This is a genomic window from Brachybacterium sp. YJGR34 (genome assembly GCF_003347015.1).
In the GTDB taxonomy this organism is placed as follows: Bacteria; Actinomycetota; Actinomycetes; order Actinomycetales; family Dermabacteraceae; genus Brachybacterium.
This window is the reverse complement of sequence record NZ_PNFB01000026.1, coordinates 31,092-46,792: the sequence shown is the minus strand read 5'-3', so window position 1 is coordinate 46,792 and position 15,701 is coordinate 31,092. Positions and strand designations below refer to the sequence as shown.

Here is a 15,701-nt window from a genome sequence, read left to right as displayed (position 1 = left end):
GCACCCCGATCGGGGTGCGGCGCCCTTCGCTCTGGCATCCGACGAACGGACGGACCCTCCGTCCGGCCGATCAGGCGGCGGCGCACTCCTTGCAGATGATGAGGGTGCCCTCGACGTGATCGATCTGGCTGCGGTGCTTGACGAGGAAGCAGCTGGCGCAGGTGAACTCGTCGGCCTGGCGGGGCAGCACCCGCACCGAGAGCTCCTCGCCGGAGAGGTCGGCGCCGGGCAGCTCGTACGAGTCCGCGGCCTCGGCCTCGTCCTCGTCGACCGTCGGCGTCGCCGCCTCGTTCCGGCGACCCTTCAGCTCCTCGATGGAGTCGTCGTTCGTCTCTTCGTCGTTCTTGCGCGGGGCGTCGTAATCAGTGGCCATCTACGGTCCGTTCCTGGGTTGTCTCGAGGGTCGTCCGACCGGGGGTTCTGGGATGCGTGAGCCTGAGCGAGACCTCGCGAGCCACGTCTGGTCGGTCCGGGTCCCAACGCGGAATGCGGCGGCATTATTGCAGAGGGGTCTGCGGCCCACAACAGGTGGTTCCCAGGAACCGGCAACACGCCGGATCCCGGACGCCCAGGAGCCGCCCCTGCGCAGGCTCGCACGATAGGGTCGCGGCCTAGACGTCTGCACGCTACCCACCAGGCTCCGACGGAGAGGACGACGATGCGCGAGCTCGAACTCGACGGGATCCATGACGACGGGGAGCATGTGATCCTGGCCGACTCCGACGGCGCGCGGTACACGCTGCGCATCGACCGTGCCCTGCGCGCCGCGGTGCGCGCGGACCGTCCGGCGCTGAACATGATCCAGGCGACCGATGCCGCCCCGCTGCGTCCGCGCGAGATGCAGGCGATGCTCCGTGCCGGGCGCACCGCGGAGGAGATCGCGGAGGCCTCGGAGATCCCGCTCGAGCACGTCCGCCGCTACGAGGGTCCCGTGCTCGCCGAGCGCGAGTGGACCGCCCAGCGCGCGCGCACCTTCCCCATCAGCCGCGGCGGCCCCGCCCTGCTCGCGGTCGTCACGGAGCGCCTCGCGGCCCGCGAGGCCGGCGGGGAGACCGCCTGGGACGCGTGGCGCCGCCAGGACGGCACCTGGACGCTCCAGCTGCGCTTCTCCGCCGGTGGACGCCCCCGCGAAGCCCACTGGGTCGCCGATCTCGACAACCGCTCGGTCTCCCCGGTCGACGACGAGGCGCGCTGGATCCATGACGAGGACCCGTCGCCGGAGGTCTCGCGCAGCCGCGGACGCCTCCAGGCCGTGAAGAGCTCGGTCTACGACCTCGAGGCCGACGGCTCCCTCGAGGGGAACACCGCCGCTCCGCGCCGCAGCCGGCCCTGGCCGGGGCCGACCCCCGTCTCCGAGGACCACCCCTCGGCGATCGACGACGGCGAGCTCGACGCCCTCAACGCGCGCCGCGGCCTGCGCTCGGTCCCACGGCCCGACGACTCCGCGACCGTCTGGTCCAGCCTCGACGAGGACCTCGCGGACCGCGCCGGCGACGAGGACTCCGCCACCGGCTCTCAGGGCGCCTCCGGGGACCCCGCGGCGACCGCGGACGCCGACCGGCAGGCGCTGCGCGAGCACTCGAGCGAGGTCCCGGACCTGGCGCCGGGCGAGGACGGGACCGAGCCGGACGAGCTCGAGCAGAGCGATCCCACAGCGCCCTCCGAGGCGGAGGACGACGAGTCGCCGGAGGCCGCGGACTCCCCCGCCGCCGTGCAGGACACCGTCGACCTCACCCCGCTGCCGGGCCTCACCGACAGCCCGTCGGCGGAGACCGAGCTGGAGCCGGAGCCGGAGACGGGCTCCGAGGAGACCGCCGAGGAGGACGAGAAGCCCGCGCGGAAGCGCTCGCGGACCAAGAGCCGGCGGGCCTCCATGCCCAGCTGGGACGAGATCGTCTTCGGCTCGAAGCAGGACTGATCCCGGCCCGCGCCGCGCGGGTCTCAGGTGGTCACGCGCAGCAGCGGGACCCAGGACTCGGCGGGCGTCAGCGAGCCGTGCACGCCGACCAGGCGCGAGGCGGTCTCCGGGCGGCGCGAGAAGTCGTCCACGCCCCACCGCCCGCGCGCGAGGGCCAGCACGTCCGGGAGCCGCCCCTCGACCCGCGGGGGCACCGGGCTCCCCGCCGGGCCGTACACGCCGGCGGCCAGCAGCTGAGGACGGTCCAGGACCAGCGCCCGCTCCCCCAGCAGCGCGCGCATCCGCTCCGCGAGCTCCGCGGCTGCGTCCTGACCGGGGATCGCGTGCAGACTGAGCGCCCGGGCCTCGCCGGTCACGTCCGCGAGGAGGACCTGGAGCGCAGGATGATCGGCGAGGTCGACCGTGAGCTCGGCCGCGGTGTCCACCATGCCGTGATCGGCGGTGATGTGCACCCTGGTGCCGCGCGGCACCCGCCGCAGCAGGCTGCCCACCAGCGCATCGACGTCGGCCAGCGCCGTGCGCCATGCCTCGGAGTCGACCCCGTGGTGGTGGCCCGCATGATCGACGTCGTCGACGTGGAGGTGGACCAGGCCGTCGGGCCCTGCGCGGTGCAGCGCCGTGCGGACCGCCTCGATCCGGTCCCCGCGGCCGTGGCCGAGGAACTCCCAGCCGCGGTAGGCGACGCCGCTCAGATGGGAGCCGGCGTGCTTCGCGGGGGCGACCTGCACCGCCCGGCGCACGCCGGACTCGACCAGCGTCGGCTCGGGCATCCACTGCCGGGGATCGACTCCCCGGTCACCGCTGATCTGGTTCACCGCTCGGCCGCTCGCGGGATCGTGGGTGAGATAGCCGAGGACGCCGTGCTGCAGCGGCGGCAGACCGGTGTGGAGGGAGACCATCGCGCTCGCGGTGGTCGCCGGGGCGACGGTGCGGATCCGGTCCGTCTGCGCGGCCAGCCGTCGCAGGGTGGGGGTCAGGGCGCGGTGCTCGGCCAGCAGGTCCGCCCCGACCCCGTCGAGCAGCACGACCAGGTCCCGCCCCTCCTGCGGGGCCTCCACCAGGGGCCGCAGGACGTCGAGCAGCGCCGGGCGCCCGCCCTCCGCGAAGGGGGCGGGCAGCAGATCCGCGGGCCACTCCGGGACGGAGGCTCCGGGACGGGGCACGGGGTGCGGGGCCACGCCGCTCAGGCGTCGAGCGCGTCGACGGCGTCCACCAGCGTGGCGTGGAAGGCGAGGGCGGCCTCCACGGCCCCCGCGCCGTCGGCCAGGGAGCTGACGCGCAGCGCGAGGTCCGAGGGGGCGATGGTGCCGGTGTACCCGTGGTCGACCTGGCAGTTCGGGTCCTCGCAGACCGCCCGTTCCAGATCCACCCGGCGGCTCCCGTCCCAGCTGACGCCGAGGGTGACCTCCGCCTCCCGGCCGGGGGCCTCCTGCCCGTCGGTGTCGAAGACCTGGGAGAGGCCGGTGACCGTGATCCGCCGCAGCCGGATCCGCTCGGTCGTGGAGACCACCTGACTGGGGTTCAGCGCATCGGCGGGATCATCGTCCAGATGGGTGATCAGCAGGTGCGAGGCGGTGAGCACCATGACGGTCAGGTGCCGGCGCACCTCGGGCCCGTCGAACGTCGTCTCGGGCCGCACCAGATGGGCCAGGGGGCGGGCGCCGCGCAGCGAGCGCTCGAGGCTCTGCACGGCCGTCTGCGGGAAGTACCCGGCGGTCTCGAGGTCCCTCACGAGGTCAGCGGGAAGAGCAGTGGTCATCGGGCCATTGTCCCACGGCCGCCCCGGGCGGGGCGCGGCGCGGAGCCCGGGGCGCCCGAGAGCACACGCCGGGCGCCGTCGGTGCGATTGGGCGCCGGTGCCAGGCACACGGTCGCACCGACGACCGTGACCCCGTGCTGCGCGACGAGCACCGGGTACAGCTCGAGCCGGCAGACCTCGGGGAGGTCCTCGGCGAGCAGGCCCACGCGCACCACCAGGTCGGCGAGCGCCTCGCGATCCGCCGGGGGCAGGCCGCGGGTGCCGCGCAGCTTCACCGCGGTGGCCGGGGCGTCGACCAGGGCCCGCGCGCCCTTCTCGCTGAAGGGCGGGATCGCATAGGCGATGTCGTCGAGCAGGTCGGTGGCGTCCCCGGCCACGGACAGCGAGACCACCGGCCCCAGCGAGGGATCCTCGACGCTGCGCACCACCATCGGCACCCCGGTGGGCGCCATGGCCTGCACCTCGAGCGGGGCGGAGGAGAAGGCGAGGTCGCGGCGCATCGCCGTGACGGCGTGCCGCAGCTGGACCGCGTCCGGGACTCCGAGGCGCACCCCGCCCAGATCGGCGCGGTGGCGCAGCTCCGGGTCGGTGCTCTTGAGCGCCACCGGGTAGCCGATCGCCGCGGCCTGCTCGATCGCGTCGTCCACGTCGGTGATCGGACGGGAGGCCAGCAGCTCGATGCCGTAGGCGGCCAGCAGGGCGGCGGCGTCCTGCGCGGACAGCTCGCGCTCGGCCGGGCCCGCGTCCTCGCTCAGGGCGTCCACGAGCTCGCGGGCCCGGTGGCGCTCGAGGTCCTCGCGCTGGGCGGGCTCCTCGTCGTCGATGTCGGAGCGCCGGGCGGCGGCGAGCATGCCGGCCCCCGCGCGCATGACGACGTAGGGCGTGGCGTGGACCGGGGGCAGGGAGGAGTCCTCGCGCACCGCCTGCTGCACGGCGCCGAAGCGCTCCTCGGTGGTCACCAGGCACACCAGCAGCACCACCTCCGCGCGGCGGGCCACGGTCGCCATCTGGCGCAGCATCTCGGCGCCGTCGCCCACCTGGGGGTCCACCACCCCGGCGACCACCAGGTCCACGGCCCCCAGGGCGGCCATCGAGGTGAAGGCGCGCTGGATCAGCCGCGGATCGGCCGTGAGCGGGACGCTGCGGTTGTCGGCGACCACGGTGAGACCGGCGTCGTCGGCGGCGCCGCGCAGCGAGGCGCCGAGCGCACCTGTGTTCGACAGCAGGCCCACCCGATGCCCCAGCGGGAGCCCCTGGCGACCGATCGCGTCCACGACGTCCAGCAGATGGTCCACGCCGCGGGTCTGCACCACACCGGCGGAGTCGAGCACCTGGTCCAGGGCCCGCCGCGGCAGGGCGGAGGTGCGCACGTCGTGGCCCGGCGGGAGATGCGACTCGCTCCCGGGGGGTCGCAGCACGATCAGCGGGGTGGAGCGGGTCAGGCGCCGCGCGATCCGGGTGAACTTGCGGGGGTTGCCCATCGACTCCAGCGCGAGGCCGATCACGCCGACCTGCTCGTCCTCCTCCCAGTGCTGGAGGGTGTCGTTGAGGGAGACGTCGGCACGATTGCCCACGCCGACGAACTCGTGCAGCCCGAGACCGCGGCGATCGGTGCCCGCCAGGAGCATGGCCGAGAGCGCGCTGGACTGCCCGGCGAGCGCGACGGGCCCCGGACGCGGCATCCGCGGGGCGAGCGAGAGGCTGATCGGGTCCTCGCCGGTGCGCAGGAACCCGAGCGACCCGGGTCCCAGCAGGCGCATGCCGTGGAGCCGGGCACGGGCCACGAGCTCGCGCTGCTGCGCGCGGCCGGAGTCGCTGTCCCAGAAGCCCTCGGTGGGGATCAGCACGCTGCGCACCCCGATCCGGGCGCACTCCTCGATGGCGTCCCGGCAGTCCTCGGGACGCAGGGCGATGACGGCCAGGTCGACGGTGCCGGGCACGTCGGAGATCCGCCCGTGGGTCCGGTGCCCTCGCAGCTCGAGGACCTCGCGGGCGACGACGTGCACCTCCCCCGTGTAGCCGGAGGCCTCGAGCGCGGCGAGGACGCGGCCCCCGGGGGAGTCCGCCCGGGAGGAGACGCCGATCAGCAGCACGGAGCGCGGGTGCAGGAGCCGGTCCATGGCCCGCGCCTCCGCGCGGTGCTCGCGCTCGGCCATCACGGCGAGGGAGCGCGCGGTGGGGTCGATGCGGAAGGAGACCAGGATGACGCCGTCGTCGAGCACGCGGTCCACGTCGAAGCCGGTCTCGGTGAAGACGTTGATCATCTTCGCGTTCTGCGGCAGCACCTCGGCGGTGAACTCGTCGATGCCGCGCTCCCGGGCGGCCGCCACCAGGTGCTCGAGCAGCATCGAGGCCACCCCGGTGCCCTGCCGGGAGTCGGAGACGTTGAAGGCGACCTCGGCGACCCGGGGCTCGATCCGGTCATAGCGGCCCACGGCGATGATGTCCTCGCCCGCCAGCACCACGAGGGCGACGCGGTCGTCGTGGTCGACGTGGGTGAAGCGCTGGAGGTCCCGCAGCGACAGTCGCGGCATCGGTGCGAAGAAGCGCAGGTACCGCGAGTGCTCGGACTGGCGCTGGTGGAAGGCCTGCAGCGCCTCGGCGTCCGACGGGAGGATCGGGCGCAGGTGCGCGGCCGAGCCGTCGCGCAGGGCGATGTCCGCCTCCCAGTGGGCCGGATAGGCGGCCGACGGGGGCTCGGCGCCCGGCCCGCGGCGACGCCGGGAGCCGGGTCCGTCGCGTCTGTCCACCATGACGAGATCCTAGCGCCGGGCGGCGGGGATAGACGGGATTCACTCCCGCCGGAGCGCCCCGGGTCCCGAGATCGTGCCCGGTCATGCGCCATGATGGTCCCCATGGCACGATCACGCAGCACCGCCCCGCCCGCCGGCGACGCGCCGAGCGACGAGACCATCGTCGACATCGACGTCACCAGCGAGATGGAGGCCTCGTTCCTCGAGTACGCGTACTCCGTGATCTACTCGCGGGCGCTGCCCGATGCGCGCGACGGGCTCAAGCCGGTCCAGCGCCGCATCCTCTACATGATGGCCGACATGGGGCTGCGCCCCGACCGCGGGCACGTCAAGAGCCAGCGCGTGGTCGGCGAGGTGATGGGCAAGCTGCACCCGCACGGCGACACCGCGATCTACGACGCCCTGGTGCGCATGGCGCAGCCCTTCAACATGCGCCTGCCGCTGGTGGACGGGCACGGCAACTTCGGCTCGCTGGACAACGGCCCGGCGGCGGCGCGGTACACCGAGGCGCGGCCGTCGCGGGCCGCGCTGCTGATGACCGACTCGCTCGACGAGGACGTCGTGGACACGGTCCCGAACTACGACAATCAGCTCACCCAGCCCGAGGTGCTCCCGGCCCAGTACCCGAACCTGCTGGTCAACGGGGCGTCCGGGATCGCGGTCGGGATGGCCACGAACATGGCGCCGCACAACCTGGTCGAGACCGTCGCCGCCGCGCGCCATCTCATCGAGAACCCGGACGCGGAGCTCGAGGAGCTGATGCGCTTCGTGCCCGGTCCCGATCTGCCCACCGGTGGGCGGATCATCGGCCTGGACGGCATCCGCGACGCCTATCGCACCGGTCGCGGCTCGTTCAAGATCCGTGCCACGACCAAGGTGGAGAACATCACCTCGCGCCGCCGCGGCATCGTCGTCACCGAGCTGCCCTACCAGGTGGGTCCCGAGCGCTTCGCCGAGAAGCTGCGCGATGCCGTGCAGTCCAAGCGCGTCCAGGGCATCACCGACTACCAGGATCTCACCGACCGCCATCACGGCCTGCGCCTGGTGCTGAGCGTGAAGTCCGGCTTCGATCCCGACGCGGTGCTCGAGCAGCTGTACCGGTACACGCCGCTCGAGGAGTCCTTCGGGATGAACAACGTCGCGCTGGTCGAGGGGCAGCCCCGCACCATGGGCCTCAAGCAGCTGCTCGAGGTGTTCGTCGACCACCGTCTGTCGGTCGTGCGCCGGCGCACGGAGCACCGCCTGGCGAAGCGGACGGCGCGGCTGCACCTGGTCGAGGGGCTGCTGCTGGCGATCCTCGACATCGACGAGGTCATCCAGATCGTCCGTTCGAGCGACGACTCCGAGACCGCCCGCACCCGCCTGATGCAGATCTTCGATCTCAGCCAGGTGCAGGCCGAGTACATCCTCGAGCTGCGGCTGCGCCGGCTGACGAAGTTCTCCCGGATCGAGCTCGAGGCGGAGCAGGACGAGCTGCGTCGCGAGATCGAGCGCCTGCAGGAGATCCTGGGCTCGGAGACGGTGCTGCGGACGCTGGTCTCGGACGAGCTCGCGCAGGTCGCCGCCGAGCACGGCGACCCGCGCCGCACCGTGCTGCTGGAGTCCGCGCAGGCGCCGGTGGCCGCGGCGGGCGGTTCCCTCGAGGTGGCCGACGAGCCCTGCGGCGTGCTGCTGACGGGCACCGGACTGGTGGCCCGCATCGCCGGCGAGGGACCGGTGCTGCGGGAGGGTCCGCGCGCCGCCCACGACGTGGTGGTCGCCTCCCTGCGCACCTCGACCCGCTCCACGGTCGGCGTGGTCACCGACCGCGGCCGCGTGCTGCAGCTCTCGGTGGTGGACCTCCCCTCCCTCGCTCCCACCGCGGGAGCCCCCTCCCTGGCGGGCGGCACACTCCTCGCGGACCTCGTGGACCTCGCGAAGGACGAGCGGGCGCTGGGGCTGATCCGTCTCGCCGAGGCGGACCTCGCCCGCGGCGGCGCGATCGCCCTGGGCACCCGTCAGGGCGTGGTCAAGCGGGTCCAGCTGGACTTCCCGCGCTCCGACGGCTTCGAGATCATCGCGCTGAAGGACGGCGACGCGGTGGTGGGTGTGGCCGACCTCGAGGAGGACGAGGACCTGGATCTGGTCTTCGTCACCTCCGACGCCCAGCTGCTCCACTTCCCCGCCTCGGGGGTGCGCCCTCAGGGCCGGGGTGCCGGAGGGGTGGCGGGCGTCAAGCTCGCGGGCGGCGCGCACGTGCTCTCCTTCGGCGTCGTCGACGTCACCGCGCCGGCGGACGTCGTGACCGTCGCCGGCACCTCCGGCACCCTGCCGCTGCTGCAGAACGGCTCGCTGAAGGTCTCCTCCCTCGTCGACTTCCCGGCCAAGGGGCGGGCCACGGCCGGCATGCGCTGCCATCGCTTCCTCCGCGGCGAGGACGCCCTGATCGGCGCCTGGGTGGTGCCGCATCCGGCGCGCGCCTGCTCGGAGGCCGGCCAGCCGATCGACCTCCCCGAGCCCACCGGGCGCCGGGACGGCTCCGGCACGCCGGTGGCCGTGCCGATCGCCGCGGTCGGATGAGCACCACCGGGGAGTCCCCCTCCGGCCGCGTCGTCCCCTCACCGAGGCCGTACCTCGCCGTCCGGACCGAATCGCTCACCCTCGTCCTGGGTCTGGGCGGGGTCCTGGTGGGACTCGTCCTGGGCCTGGTCGCCCTGCCGAGCGCCGCGGGCCTGACCGGGCCCGGCTCGATCGGGCAGATCGCCGCGCTGTCCTCGGCCGCGACCTCCGTCCTGGCCGCCGCGGCCGGTCTCGCCCTGCTCGCCCCGCGCCACCAGTCGTGGATGCTCGAGATGCCGAGGTGGCGACGGGCGGTGGCGATGATCGGCCCGGTCCTGGTCTGCGCGGCGCTCGCGTACCTGCTCACCAGCGCGCTGTACACGGTGCTGCAGCAGGCGTTCTGGGGCGTGACCCTGGACCGTGTCACCGGCACGCTCTGGGTGGCGGCCACCAGCGGCGTGTGGGCCTATGTGGTCGCCGCCGCCGTGGCCGCGCTCAACAGTCGCTCGCTGGCCTCTCTCATCCTCGTGTTCCTCTCGATCGGAGTGCTCGCCTCGGCGATCCAGTCCCCGGATCCGTACTGGTGGGAGAGCTACTTCTCGGAGCTGGGCGAGACGGGCGACCGATCGAGCGCCCTGTTCAACCTCACGCTGCTGCTGACCGGCATCGCGTTCCTGACCGTCGGCGATCTCATCGCCCACGATCTGGGGCGCTGGGCCGGCGTCGCGGGAGAGCCGCGCTGGAAGGTGCAGGTGGTGCGGTGGACGCTCGTCGCCCTGGGCCTGAACCTCGCGCTGATCGGCCTGATCTCCCGGAACGTCAGCGTGCCGTGGCACAACCGGGTCTCGATGCTGCTGGTGGTGGTGTTCGGCCTGGCGCTGATCGTCTTCCCGGTCATCCTGCGCAGGCTGCCCGGAGCGCTGATCGCGGTCACCGCCGCCGCCTTCGCCGTCCTGGTGGTGGTCATCGTGCTGTTCGAACCGGTGGGCTATCTGAACATGACCGCCTTCGAGTTCGGGGCGGCGCTGACGGTGTACGCGTGGCTGCTGCTGTTCATCCGGCAGGTCTCCGCCGCGGCGGAGGGCGCCCGGACGCTGGAGGAGAGCGCACCGGCGTCGTGATCGGGGACCGTTCGGCGCCGCGGGCGGGTCGCGGAGGAGCCCGTGGCGGCGCCGTGGGTCATGGCACGATGGGCTCCATGAGCTCCTCGCGCCCCGATGCCGCCTCCCCGTCCCTCCCGCTTCCCGAGGGGGTTCGCCTGGGCCCGGCCCACGGCGTCCCGGCGGTGCACGTGGACATCCCCGCCGCCAGCGCGGTGGTCCTGCTCGACGGCGCCCACGTGATCAGCTACGCGCCGGCGGGCGAAGCCGATCTGCTGTGGATGAGCCCCACCTCGGCCTTCGGCGACGGGCAGCCGGCCCGCGGCGGCATCCCGGTGGTCGGACCGTGGTTCGGCCCGGGGCGCGAGCTGGCCCAGCCCGTCAAGCACGGCTGGCTGCGCAACGTCCGCTGGGACCTGGCCTCCGTCGAACGCGTCGGCGAGGAGGTCGTGCTCGCCCTGACCACCCCCGAGGAGGCCAGAGCGCTCTCCGCGACGCTGACGGTGCGCATCGGCACCGAGCTCGCCGTCGACCTCACCGTCACCGCGGGCGAGCGCCGCCTCGAGCTCGAGGCGGCGCTGCACAGCTATCTCGCGGTCGAGGACGTGCGGGAGATCGAGATCCGCGGGCTCGAGGGGGCCGCGTTCCTCGACAACACGCGGAACCTCGCCGCCGACGTCCTCCCTGCGCAGCCGCTGCGCCTGACCGGCTCCACCGATCGCATCGTCGACGCCGTCGGCCCGGTCACCCTGGTCGATGCCCCGGCCGGCCGGCGGATCGTCGGCACGGCTCGCGGCACCTCCCGGACCGTGGTGTGGAACCCATGGGACGCGCTGGTCACCGGGATGGACGACATCCCCGACGCGGCCTGGCCCGAGTTCGTGTGCATCGAGCCGGCGATCGCGAAGGACGGTTTCGTCGCCCTCGAGCCCGGGCAGTCGCACTCTCTCGGGGTCACCTACCGCGTCGAGCGCTGAGCGGGTCCGGCCGCGCTCCCGGCCGGCTCGCGGACCGGCCCGGGACGGCGCACCCCTCCCCCTCTGCGCTCCGTTGCGCCTCCGAGCTCCCTCGTCGCTGACGCGGCGCTCCCCCGTCGCGGGTGCGGGCGGCTGCGAGGCCCCGTTCGCCGCGCCCGCGATCCGATCGCCCGCCGCAGCGCGCCGCCCGTCCCTCGGCCGCGGCTCATCGACCTCGGGGTTTATTCGGTGGACGCTCCACATCAGGGGTGGTGGACTGGGGCCATGACCACGACGACGATCCCGCTCCAGGCCCCGGCCCCACCGGCCCGGGCCGTCGGCAGCGAGGACGTCCCACCGATCGGCGGCTGAGCCCCACCCGGGCCGGGCGCCGCCCGCTGACGCCCCGCCCCCGCTCGACCGCTCCCCCGCCGGGACATCACCCGGCTCCTCCTGCTCCATGACGCTGCGCGCTGAGCGCAAGCGTCCCGCTGCCCTGCCGTTCTTCGCGGACAGATCCAGTCCGCCCTCGCGGGAATCCTTGATCCCACACCCCTCACGAGGAGACGACCATGTCGCTCGAGACCGCCCCCGACCCCCGACCTCCCCTCACCCTCTCCACGCGCCACGACGAGAGCCCCCGCCCTGCCGGCCGGGTCCCCTCGGCTCCTGTGCGGCGTCCCGGACCAGGGCGCCGGCGGGCGCTGCGTCAGGCCCGGCGCGAGCAGGAGGCCGCCCGTGTTCGCCGTGAACAGGGTGCCCACGAGCTGCGCGTCCTGTGGGGCGCGGGGCTGTCGACCCTGCTGTGAGCTCCCCGACGCTCAGACACCGGCGCGCAGGTCCACGAGGACCAGCTCGCGGGGATTGTTCACCCGCACCCCCGCCACGCTGTTCCCGAGGCCTCGGCTGATCACCATCGTGGTGTCCCCCCGCACGTGCACGCCCTCGGTGAGCTCCGGGAAAATCCCCTGGTGCGGCGCGAACACCCCGCCCAGCAGCGGCAGCCGCACCTGCCCGCCGTGGGCATGGCCCGACAGCACCAGGTCGATCCCCCTGCCGCTGTAGGACTCCAGCAGCTCCGGGCGATGTGCGAGCAGGATCGTGGGGACGCCCGGAGGCAGGTCCATCCCGCCCAGCACGCTGCGAGGAGAGCGCTCGGCACCCCACGAGGCGACCTGCGGATCGTCCAGCCCCGCGATCGTGAGCTCGGTGCCGCCCGCGCGGACGGTGCGGGCCTCGTCGCGCAGCACCACCGCCCCGCGGTCCTCGAGTGCGTCGATCAGCTCCGCCTGCAGCGGGGAGGCGGCCTCGTGGTTGCCGAGCACCACGTAGCACGGAGCGATCTTCTGCAGGGCGGACACGATGTCCAGCACGCCGCCGAGATCGGTGGTGCGGTGGTCGATGAGATCACCGCTGAGGGCGATGAGATCCGGGCGGGCGCTGCGCACGTCGTCCACCAGACGCTCGGGGAAGGTCCCGAAGGAGGCGGAGTGCAGATCGGAGAGCTGCGCGATGCGCAGCCCGTCGGCCGACGGCGGCAGATCGGCGACGGTGACCTCGTAGGTCGTCACGTCCAGCCGACGGTTGTCCCACAGCAGCCATCCGGTGGCCGGGGCGAGCACCAGCAGCGCCGCGAGGGCGAGGACCGCGAGCCGCCGGTGCCCCGCACCGCCCGTGCCGGGAGAACGCGGGGCGACCGCCAGGGGCGCGGTCACCGCACGGTGATCCCGTCGGCCGCCATCGCCGCCTTGACCGTGTCGATCGTCATCTGCCCGAAGTGGAAGACGCTCGCGGCGAGCACCGCGTCGGCCCCGGCGTGCACCGCGGGCGCGAAGTGCTCGGGCGCACCGGCGCCGCCGGAGGCGATCAGGGGGAGGGTGGTCGCCTCCCGCGCCCGACGGATCAGCTCGAGGTCGAAGCCCTGCTCGGTGCCGTCGGCGTCCATCGAGTTCAGCAGGATCTCGCCGGCGCCGCGATCGGTCACCTCGCGGATCCACTCGATCGCGTCGATCCCCGTGCCGCGCCGGCCGCCGTGCGTGGTGACCTCGATGCCGGAGCCGGAGCGGGCGGTGCCCTCGGGGGTGTCCCCGGTGACGCGGCGGGCGTCGATCGAGAGCACCAGCACCTGGTTGCCGAAGCGCCGGGCGATCTCGGAGATGAGCTCGGGCCGCGCGATCGCGGCGGTGTTCACGCCGCACTTGTCCGCCCCGGCGCGCAGCAGCTGATCCACATCCTGAGGACTCCGGACGCCGCCGCCGACGGTGAGCGGGATGAAGATCTGCTCCGCCGCGGCGCGGACCACGTCGACCATGGTCTCGCGCCCCCCGGAGGAGGCGGTGACGTCGAGGAAGGTGAGCTCGTCCGCGCCCTCGAGGCCGTAGCGCTCCGCGAGCTCCACGGGGTCGCCCGCATCGCGGAGGTCCTTGAAGTTGACGCCCTTGACGACGCGCCCGGCGTCGACGTCCAGGCACGGGATCACACGGACGGCGACACTCATGCGTCGATCCTCTCCAGGTCGAGCTCCTCGGCTCCTTCGATGATGAACTGCTTGCGGGGCGCGACCTCGGAGCCCATCAGGAGCTCGAACACGGCGCTCGCGGCCTCCGCATCCTCGATGCGCACACGGCGCAGCGTGCGGTGGCCCGGATCCATGGTGGTGTCCGCGAGCTGGTCCGCGTCCATCTCCCCCAGGCCCTTGTAGCGCTGGATCGGCTCCTTGTACCGCTTGCCCCGCCGCTCGAGCTTCTTCAGCAGCGCGTTCAGCTCCGCCTCGGAATAGGTGTACACGAACTCGTTCTTCTTCGCTCCGCCGTGGATGATCTCGACGCGGTGCAGCGGGGGCACGGCGGCATAGACCCGCCCGGCCTCGACCAGGGGGCGCATGTAGCGGTAGAAGAGCGTCAGCATCAGCGTGCGGATGTGGGCGCCGTCCACGTCGGCGTCGGTCATCATGATGATCTTGCCGTAGCGCGCCGCCTCGAGATCGAAGGTCCGGCCGGAGCCGGCCCCGATCACCTGGATGATCGCGGCGCACTCGGCATTGCGCAGCATGTCCGTGACCGAGGCCTTCTGCACGTTGAGGATCTTGCCGCGCAGGGGCAGCAGCGCCTGGAACTCCGAGGAGCGGGCGTTCTTGGCCGTGCCCAGCGCGCTGTCGCCCTCGACGAGGAACAGCTCAGAGCGCTCCACGTCCTGGGTGCGGCAGTCGGCGAGCTTGGTGGGCATCGTCGAGGACTCCAGGGCGTTCTTCCGGCGGGAGACCTCCTTGTGCATGCGCGCGGCGATGCGAGCGCGCATCTCGGAGACCACCTTGTCGATGACCAGGGCGGCCTGCTCCTTCTCCCCCTTCTTCGTGGAGGTCAGGAAGGCCGTGAGCCGCTCCTCGACCACGCGCGAGACGATCGCGCGGATCGCGGGGGTGCCCAGCACCTCCTTGGTCTGCCCCTCGAACTGCGGCTCGTCGATCCGGACGCTGATCACCGCGGTGAGACCGGCGAGCGTGTCGTCCTTCTCGACCTTCTCGTTCTTGGCGTTGAACTTCACGCGCCGCGCCTGGTTCTCGACCTGCTTGCGCAGGGTCTTGACCAGGGCCTGCTCGAAGCCGGACATGTGGGTGCCGCCCTTGGGCGTGGCGACGATGTTCACGAAGGAGCGCAGCGTGGAATCGAAGTCCGCGCCCCAGCGCAGAGCGATGTCGACCTCGCAGGTGCGCTCGACATCGGTCGAGACCATGTGGCCCTTCTCGTCGAGCACCGGGATGGTCTCGGTGTACTCGCCGGAGCCCTGAAGGCGGATGATGTCTGTGATCCGCTGGTCCTGGGCCAGGTACTCGACGAACTCGCTGATGCCGCCGTCGTACTTGTAGGTGCGGGTGGCGGGCTGGTCCGGCGAGGCCTCGGGGCGGTGGTCGGTCACCGAGAGCTCGAGGCCGGGGACGAGGAAGGCGGTCTGGCGGGAGCGCCGCGTGAGGTCGTCCAGCGAGAAGTGGGAGCCCCTGACGAAGATCTGCGGATCCGCCCAGTAGCGCACCCGGGTGCCGGTCACGCCGCGCTTGGCCTTGCCCACCACGCGCAGCTCCGCCGGGCCGGAGGCCGGGGTGAAGGGCGAGTCGGGATCCGGCCCGTCGGTGTCCGCGAAGACACCGGGGGCGCCGCGGCGGAAGCTCATCGCGTAGGTCTTCCCGGCGCGGTCGACCTCCACGTCGAGCCGCCCGGAGAGGGCGTTGACGACGCTCGCGCCGACCCCGTGGAGGCCTCCGGAGGCGGCGTACGAGCCGCCGCCGAACTTCCCGCCGGCGTGGAGCTTGGTGTAGACCACCTCGACACCGGTGAGGCCGGTGCGGGGCTCGACGTCCACGGGGACGCCGCGGCCGGTGTCGCGGACCTCGACGGAGTGATCGGGGTGCAGGATCACGGAGATCGACGTGCCGTGACCGCCCAGGGCCTCGTCGACCGCATTGTCGAGGATCTCCCAGAGGCAGTGCATGAGGCCCCGGGAGTCGGTGGAACCGATGTACATCCCGGGACGCTTGCGCACGGCCTCCAGCCCTTCGAGGACCTGGAGGTTGCGGGCGTCGTAGGCGGACTTCTTCGCAGCGGGAGTGGTGGACACCCTGCCGATCCTACGGGTCCGCGGGCCCGCGGCCCGGCATTGGGTCGCCGCTCACATCTCCGTTGC

General features: G+C 73.2%; 12 protein-coding genes. 5 read left to right on the top strand and 7 right to left on the bottom strand.

What is annotated here, in order from left to right; genetic code table 11:
- Window positions 1-70: 70 nt before the first annotated feature.
- Window positions 71-373, bottom strand: coding sequence for a DUF4193 domain-containing protein (locus CXH06_RS16825; RefSeq protein ID WP_114856355.1), 303 nt, complete (start codon window positions 371-373; stop codon window positions 71-73).
- A gap of 285 nt (window positions 374-658) precedes the next feature.
- On the opposite strand from CXH06_RS16825, the gene sepH reads away from it, so the two are divergent.
- Complete coding sequence (gene sepH / locus CXH06_RS16820) at window positions 659-1,918, top strand: septation protein SepH (RefSeq protein WP_114856354.1); 1,260 nt, start codon at window positions 659-661, stop codon at window positions 1,916-1,918.
- A gap of 23 nt (window positions 1,919-1,941) precedes the next feature.
- Here the strand turns inward: sepH and CXH06_RS16815 are convergent, their stop codons facing one another.
- From CXH06_RS16815 to CXH06_RS16805, 3 genes are read right to left on the bottom strand one after another with little or no spacing between them, the layout of a single operon-like run.
- On the bottom strand, window positions 1,942-3,096 hold the full coding sequence (locus CXH06_RS16815) for an alkaline phosphatase family protein (RefSeq protein WP_232820406.1): 1,155 nt from the start codon (window positions 3,094-3,096) through the stop codon (window positions 1,942-1,944).
- 5 nt (window positions 3,097-3,101) lie between these two features.
- Window positions 3,102-3,677 (bottom strand): DUF5998 family protein, encoded by a 576-nt coding sequence (locus CXH06_RS16810; protein WP_114856353.1) that lies wholly within the window; start codon window positions 3,675-3,677, stop codon window positions 3,102-3,104.
- Window positions 3,674-6,430: a GNAT family N-acetyltransferase gene (locus CXH06_RS16805; protein ID WP_114856352.1), complete on the bottom strand. Its 2,757-nt coding sequence runs from the start codon at window positions 6,428-6,430 to the stop codon at window positions 3,674-3,676. The genes CXH06_RS16810 and CXH06_RS16805 overlap by 4 nt, the downstream gene beginning before the upstream one ends.
- Window positions 6,431-6,532: 102 nt before the next feature.
- Between CXH06_RS16805 and CXH06_RS16800 the strand changes: the two genes are divergently transcribed.
- The 4 genes from CXH06_RS16800 to CXH06_RS18380 all read left to right on the top strand — a co-directional run bounded on the left by CXH06_RS16800 (window position 6,533) and on the right by CXH06_RS18380 (window position 11,833).
- Window positions 6,533-8,989 carry a DNA topoisomerase (ATP-hydrolyzing) subunit A gene (locus tag CXH06_RS16800; protein ID WP_157975796.1) on the top strand — a complete coding sequence of 819 codons (2,457 nt, stop codon included), beginning with the start codon at window positions 6,533-6,535 and terminating at the stop codon, window positions 8,987-8,989.
- A complete protein-coding gene (locus CXH06_RS16795; protein WP_114856350.1) occupies window positions 8,986-10,089 on the top strand; it encodes a DUF998 domain-containing protein in 1,104 nt (367 codons plus the stop codon). Before CXH06_RS16800 ends, CXH06_RS16795 begins: the two co-directional genes overlap by 4 nt.
- Window positions 10,090-10,166: 77 nt before the next feature.
- A complete protein-coding gene (locus CXH06_RS16790) occupies window positions 10,167-11,045 on the top strand; it encodes a D-hexose-6-phosphate mutarotase (RefSeq protein WP_114856357.1) in 879 nt (292 codons plus the stop codon).
- A 551-nt stretch (window positions 11,046-11,596) separates the two neighbouring features.
- Window positions 11,597-11,833, top strand: a complete 237-nt coding sequence (locus tag CXH06_RS18380; protein ID WP_157975795.1) for a hypothetical protein — start codon at window positions 11,597-11,599, stop codon at window positions 11,831-11,833.
- Between the two features lie 12 nt (window positions 11,834-11,845).
- Here CXH06_RS18380 and CXH06_RS16785 read toward each other — a convergent pair whose 3' ends face one another.
- From CXH06_RS16785 to CXH06_RS16775, 3 genes are read right to left on the bottom strand one after another with little or no spacing between them, the layout of a single operon-like run.
- Window positions 11,846-12,739, bottom strand: a complete 894-nt coding sequence (locus CXH06_RS16785) for a metallophosphoesterase (RefSeq protein ID WP_114856349.1) — start codon at window positions 12,737-12,739, stop codon at window positions 11,846-11,848.
- Entirely contained in the window at window positions 12,736-13,521 is a 786-nt protein-coding gene (gene hisF / locus CXH06_RS16780) for an imidazole glycerol phosphate synthase subunit HisF (RefSeq protein ID WP_114856348.1), read from the bottom strand. Before hisF ends, CXH06_RS16785 begins: the two co-directional genes overlap by 4 nt.
- Window positions 13,518-15,635: a type IIA DNA topoisomerase subunit B gene (locus CXH06_RS16775; RefSeq protein ID WP_114856347.1), complete on the bottom strand. Its 2,118-nt coding sequence runs from the start codon at window positions 15,633-15,635 to the stop codon at window positions 13,518-13,520. The genes hisF and CXH06_RS16775 overlap by 4 nt, the downstream gene beginning before the upstream one ends.
- Window positions 15,636-15,701 lie beyond the last annotated feature (66 nt).

Bases quoted from the DNA above. Each gene is read 5' to 3' on its own strand.
- CXH06_RS18380 (WP_157975795.1), top strand. From the start codon at position 11,597: ATGTCGCTCGAGACCGCCCCCGACCCCCGACCTCCCCTCACCCTCTCC.
- CXH06_RS16805 (WP_114856352.1), bottom strand. From the start codon at position 6,430: ATGGTGGACAGACGCGACGGACCCGGCTCCCGGCGTCGCCGCGGGCCG.
- CXH06_RS16790 (WP_114856357.1), top strand. From the start codon at position 10,167: ATGAGCTCCTCGCGCCCCGATGCCGCCTCCCCGTCCCTCCCGCTTCCC.
- hisF (WP_114856348.1), bottom strand. From the start codon at position 13,521: ATGAGTGTCGCCGTCCGTGTGATCCCGTGCCTGGACGTCGACGCCGGG.
- CXH06_RS16810 (WP_114856353.1), bottom strand. From the start codon at position 3,677: ATGACCACTGCTCTTCCCGCTGACCTCGTGAGGGACCTCGAGACCGCC.
- sepH (WP_114856354.1), top strand. From the start codon at position 659: ATGCGCGAGCTCGAACTCGACGGGATCCATGACGACGGGGAGCATGTG.
- CXH06_RS16800 (WP_157975796.1), top strand. From the start codon at position 6,533: ATGGCACGATCACGCAGCACCGCCCCGCCCGCCGGCGACGCGCCGAGC.
- CXH06_RS16795 (WP_114856350.1), top strand. From the start codon at position 8,986: ATGAGCACCACCGGGGAGTCCCCCTCCGGCCGCGTCGTCCCCTCACCG.
- CXH06_RS16825 (WP_114856355.1), bottom strand. From the start codon at position 373: ATGGCCACTGATTACGACGCCCCGCGCAAGAACGACGAAGAGACGAAC.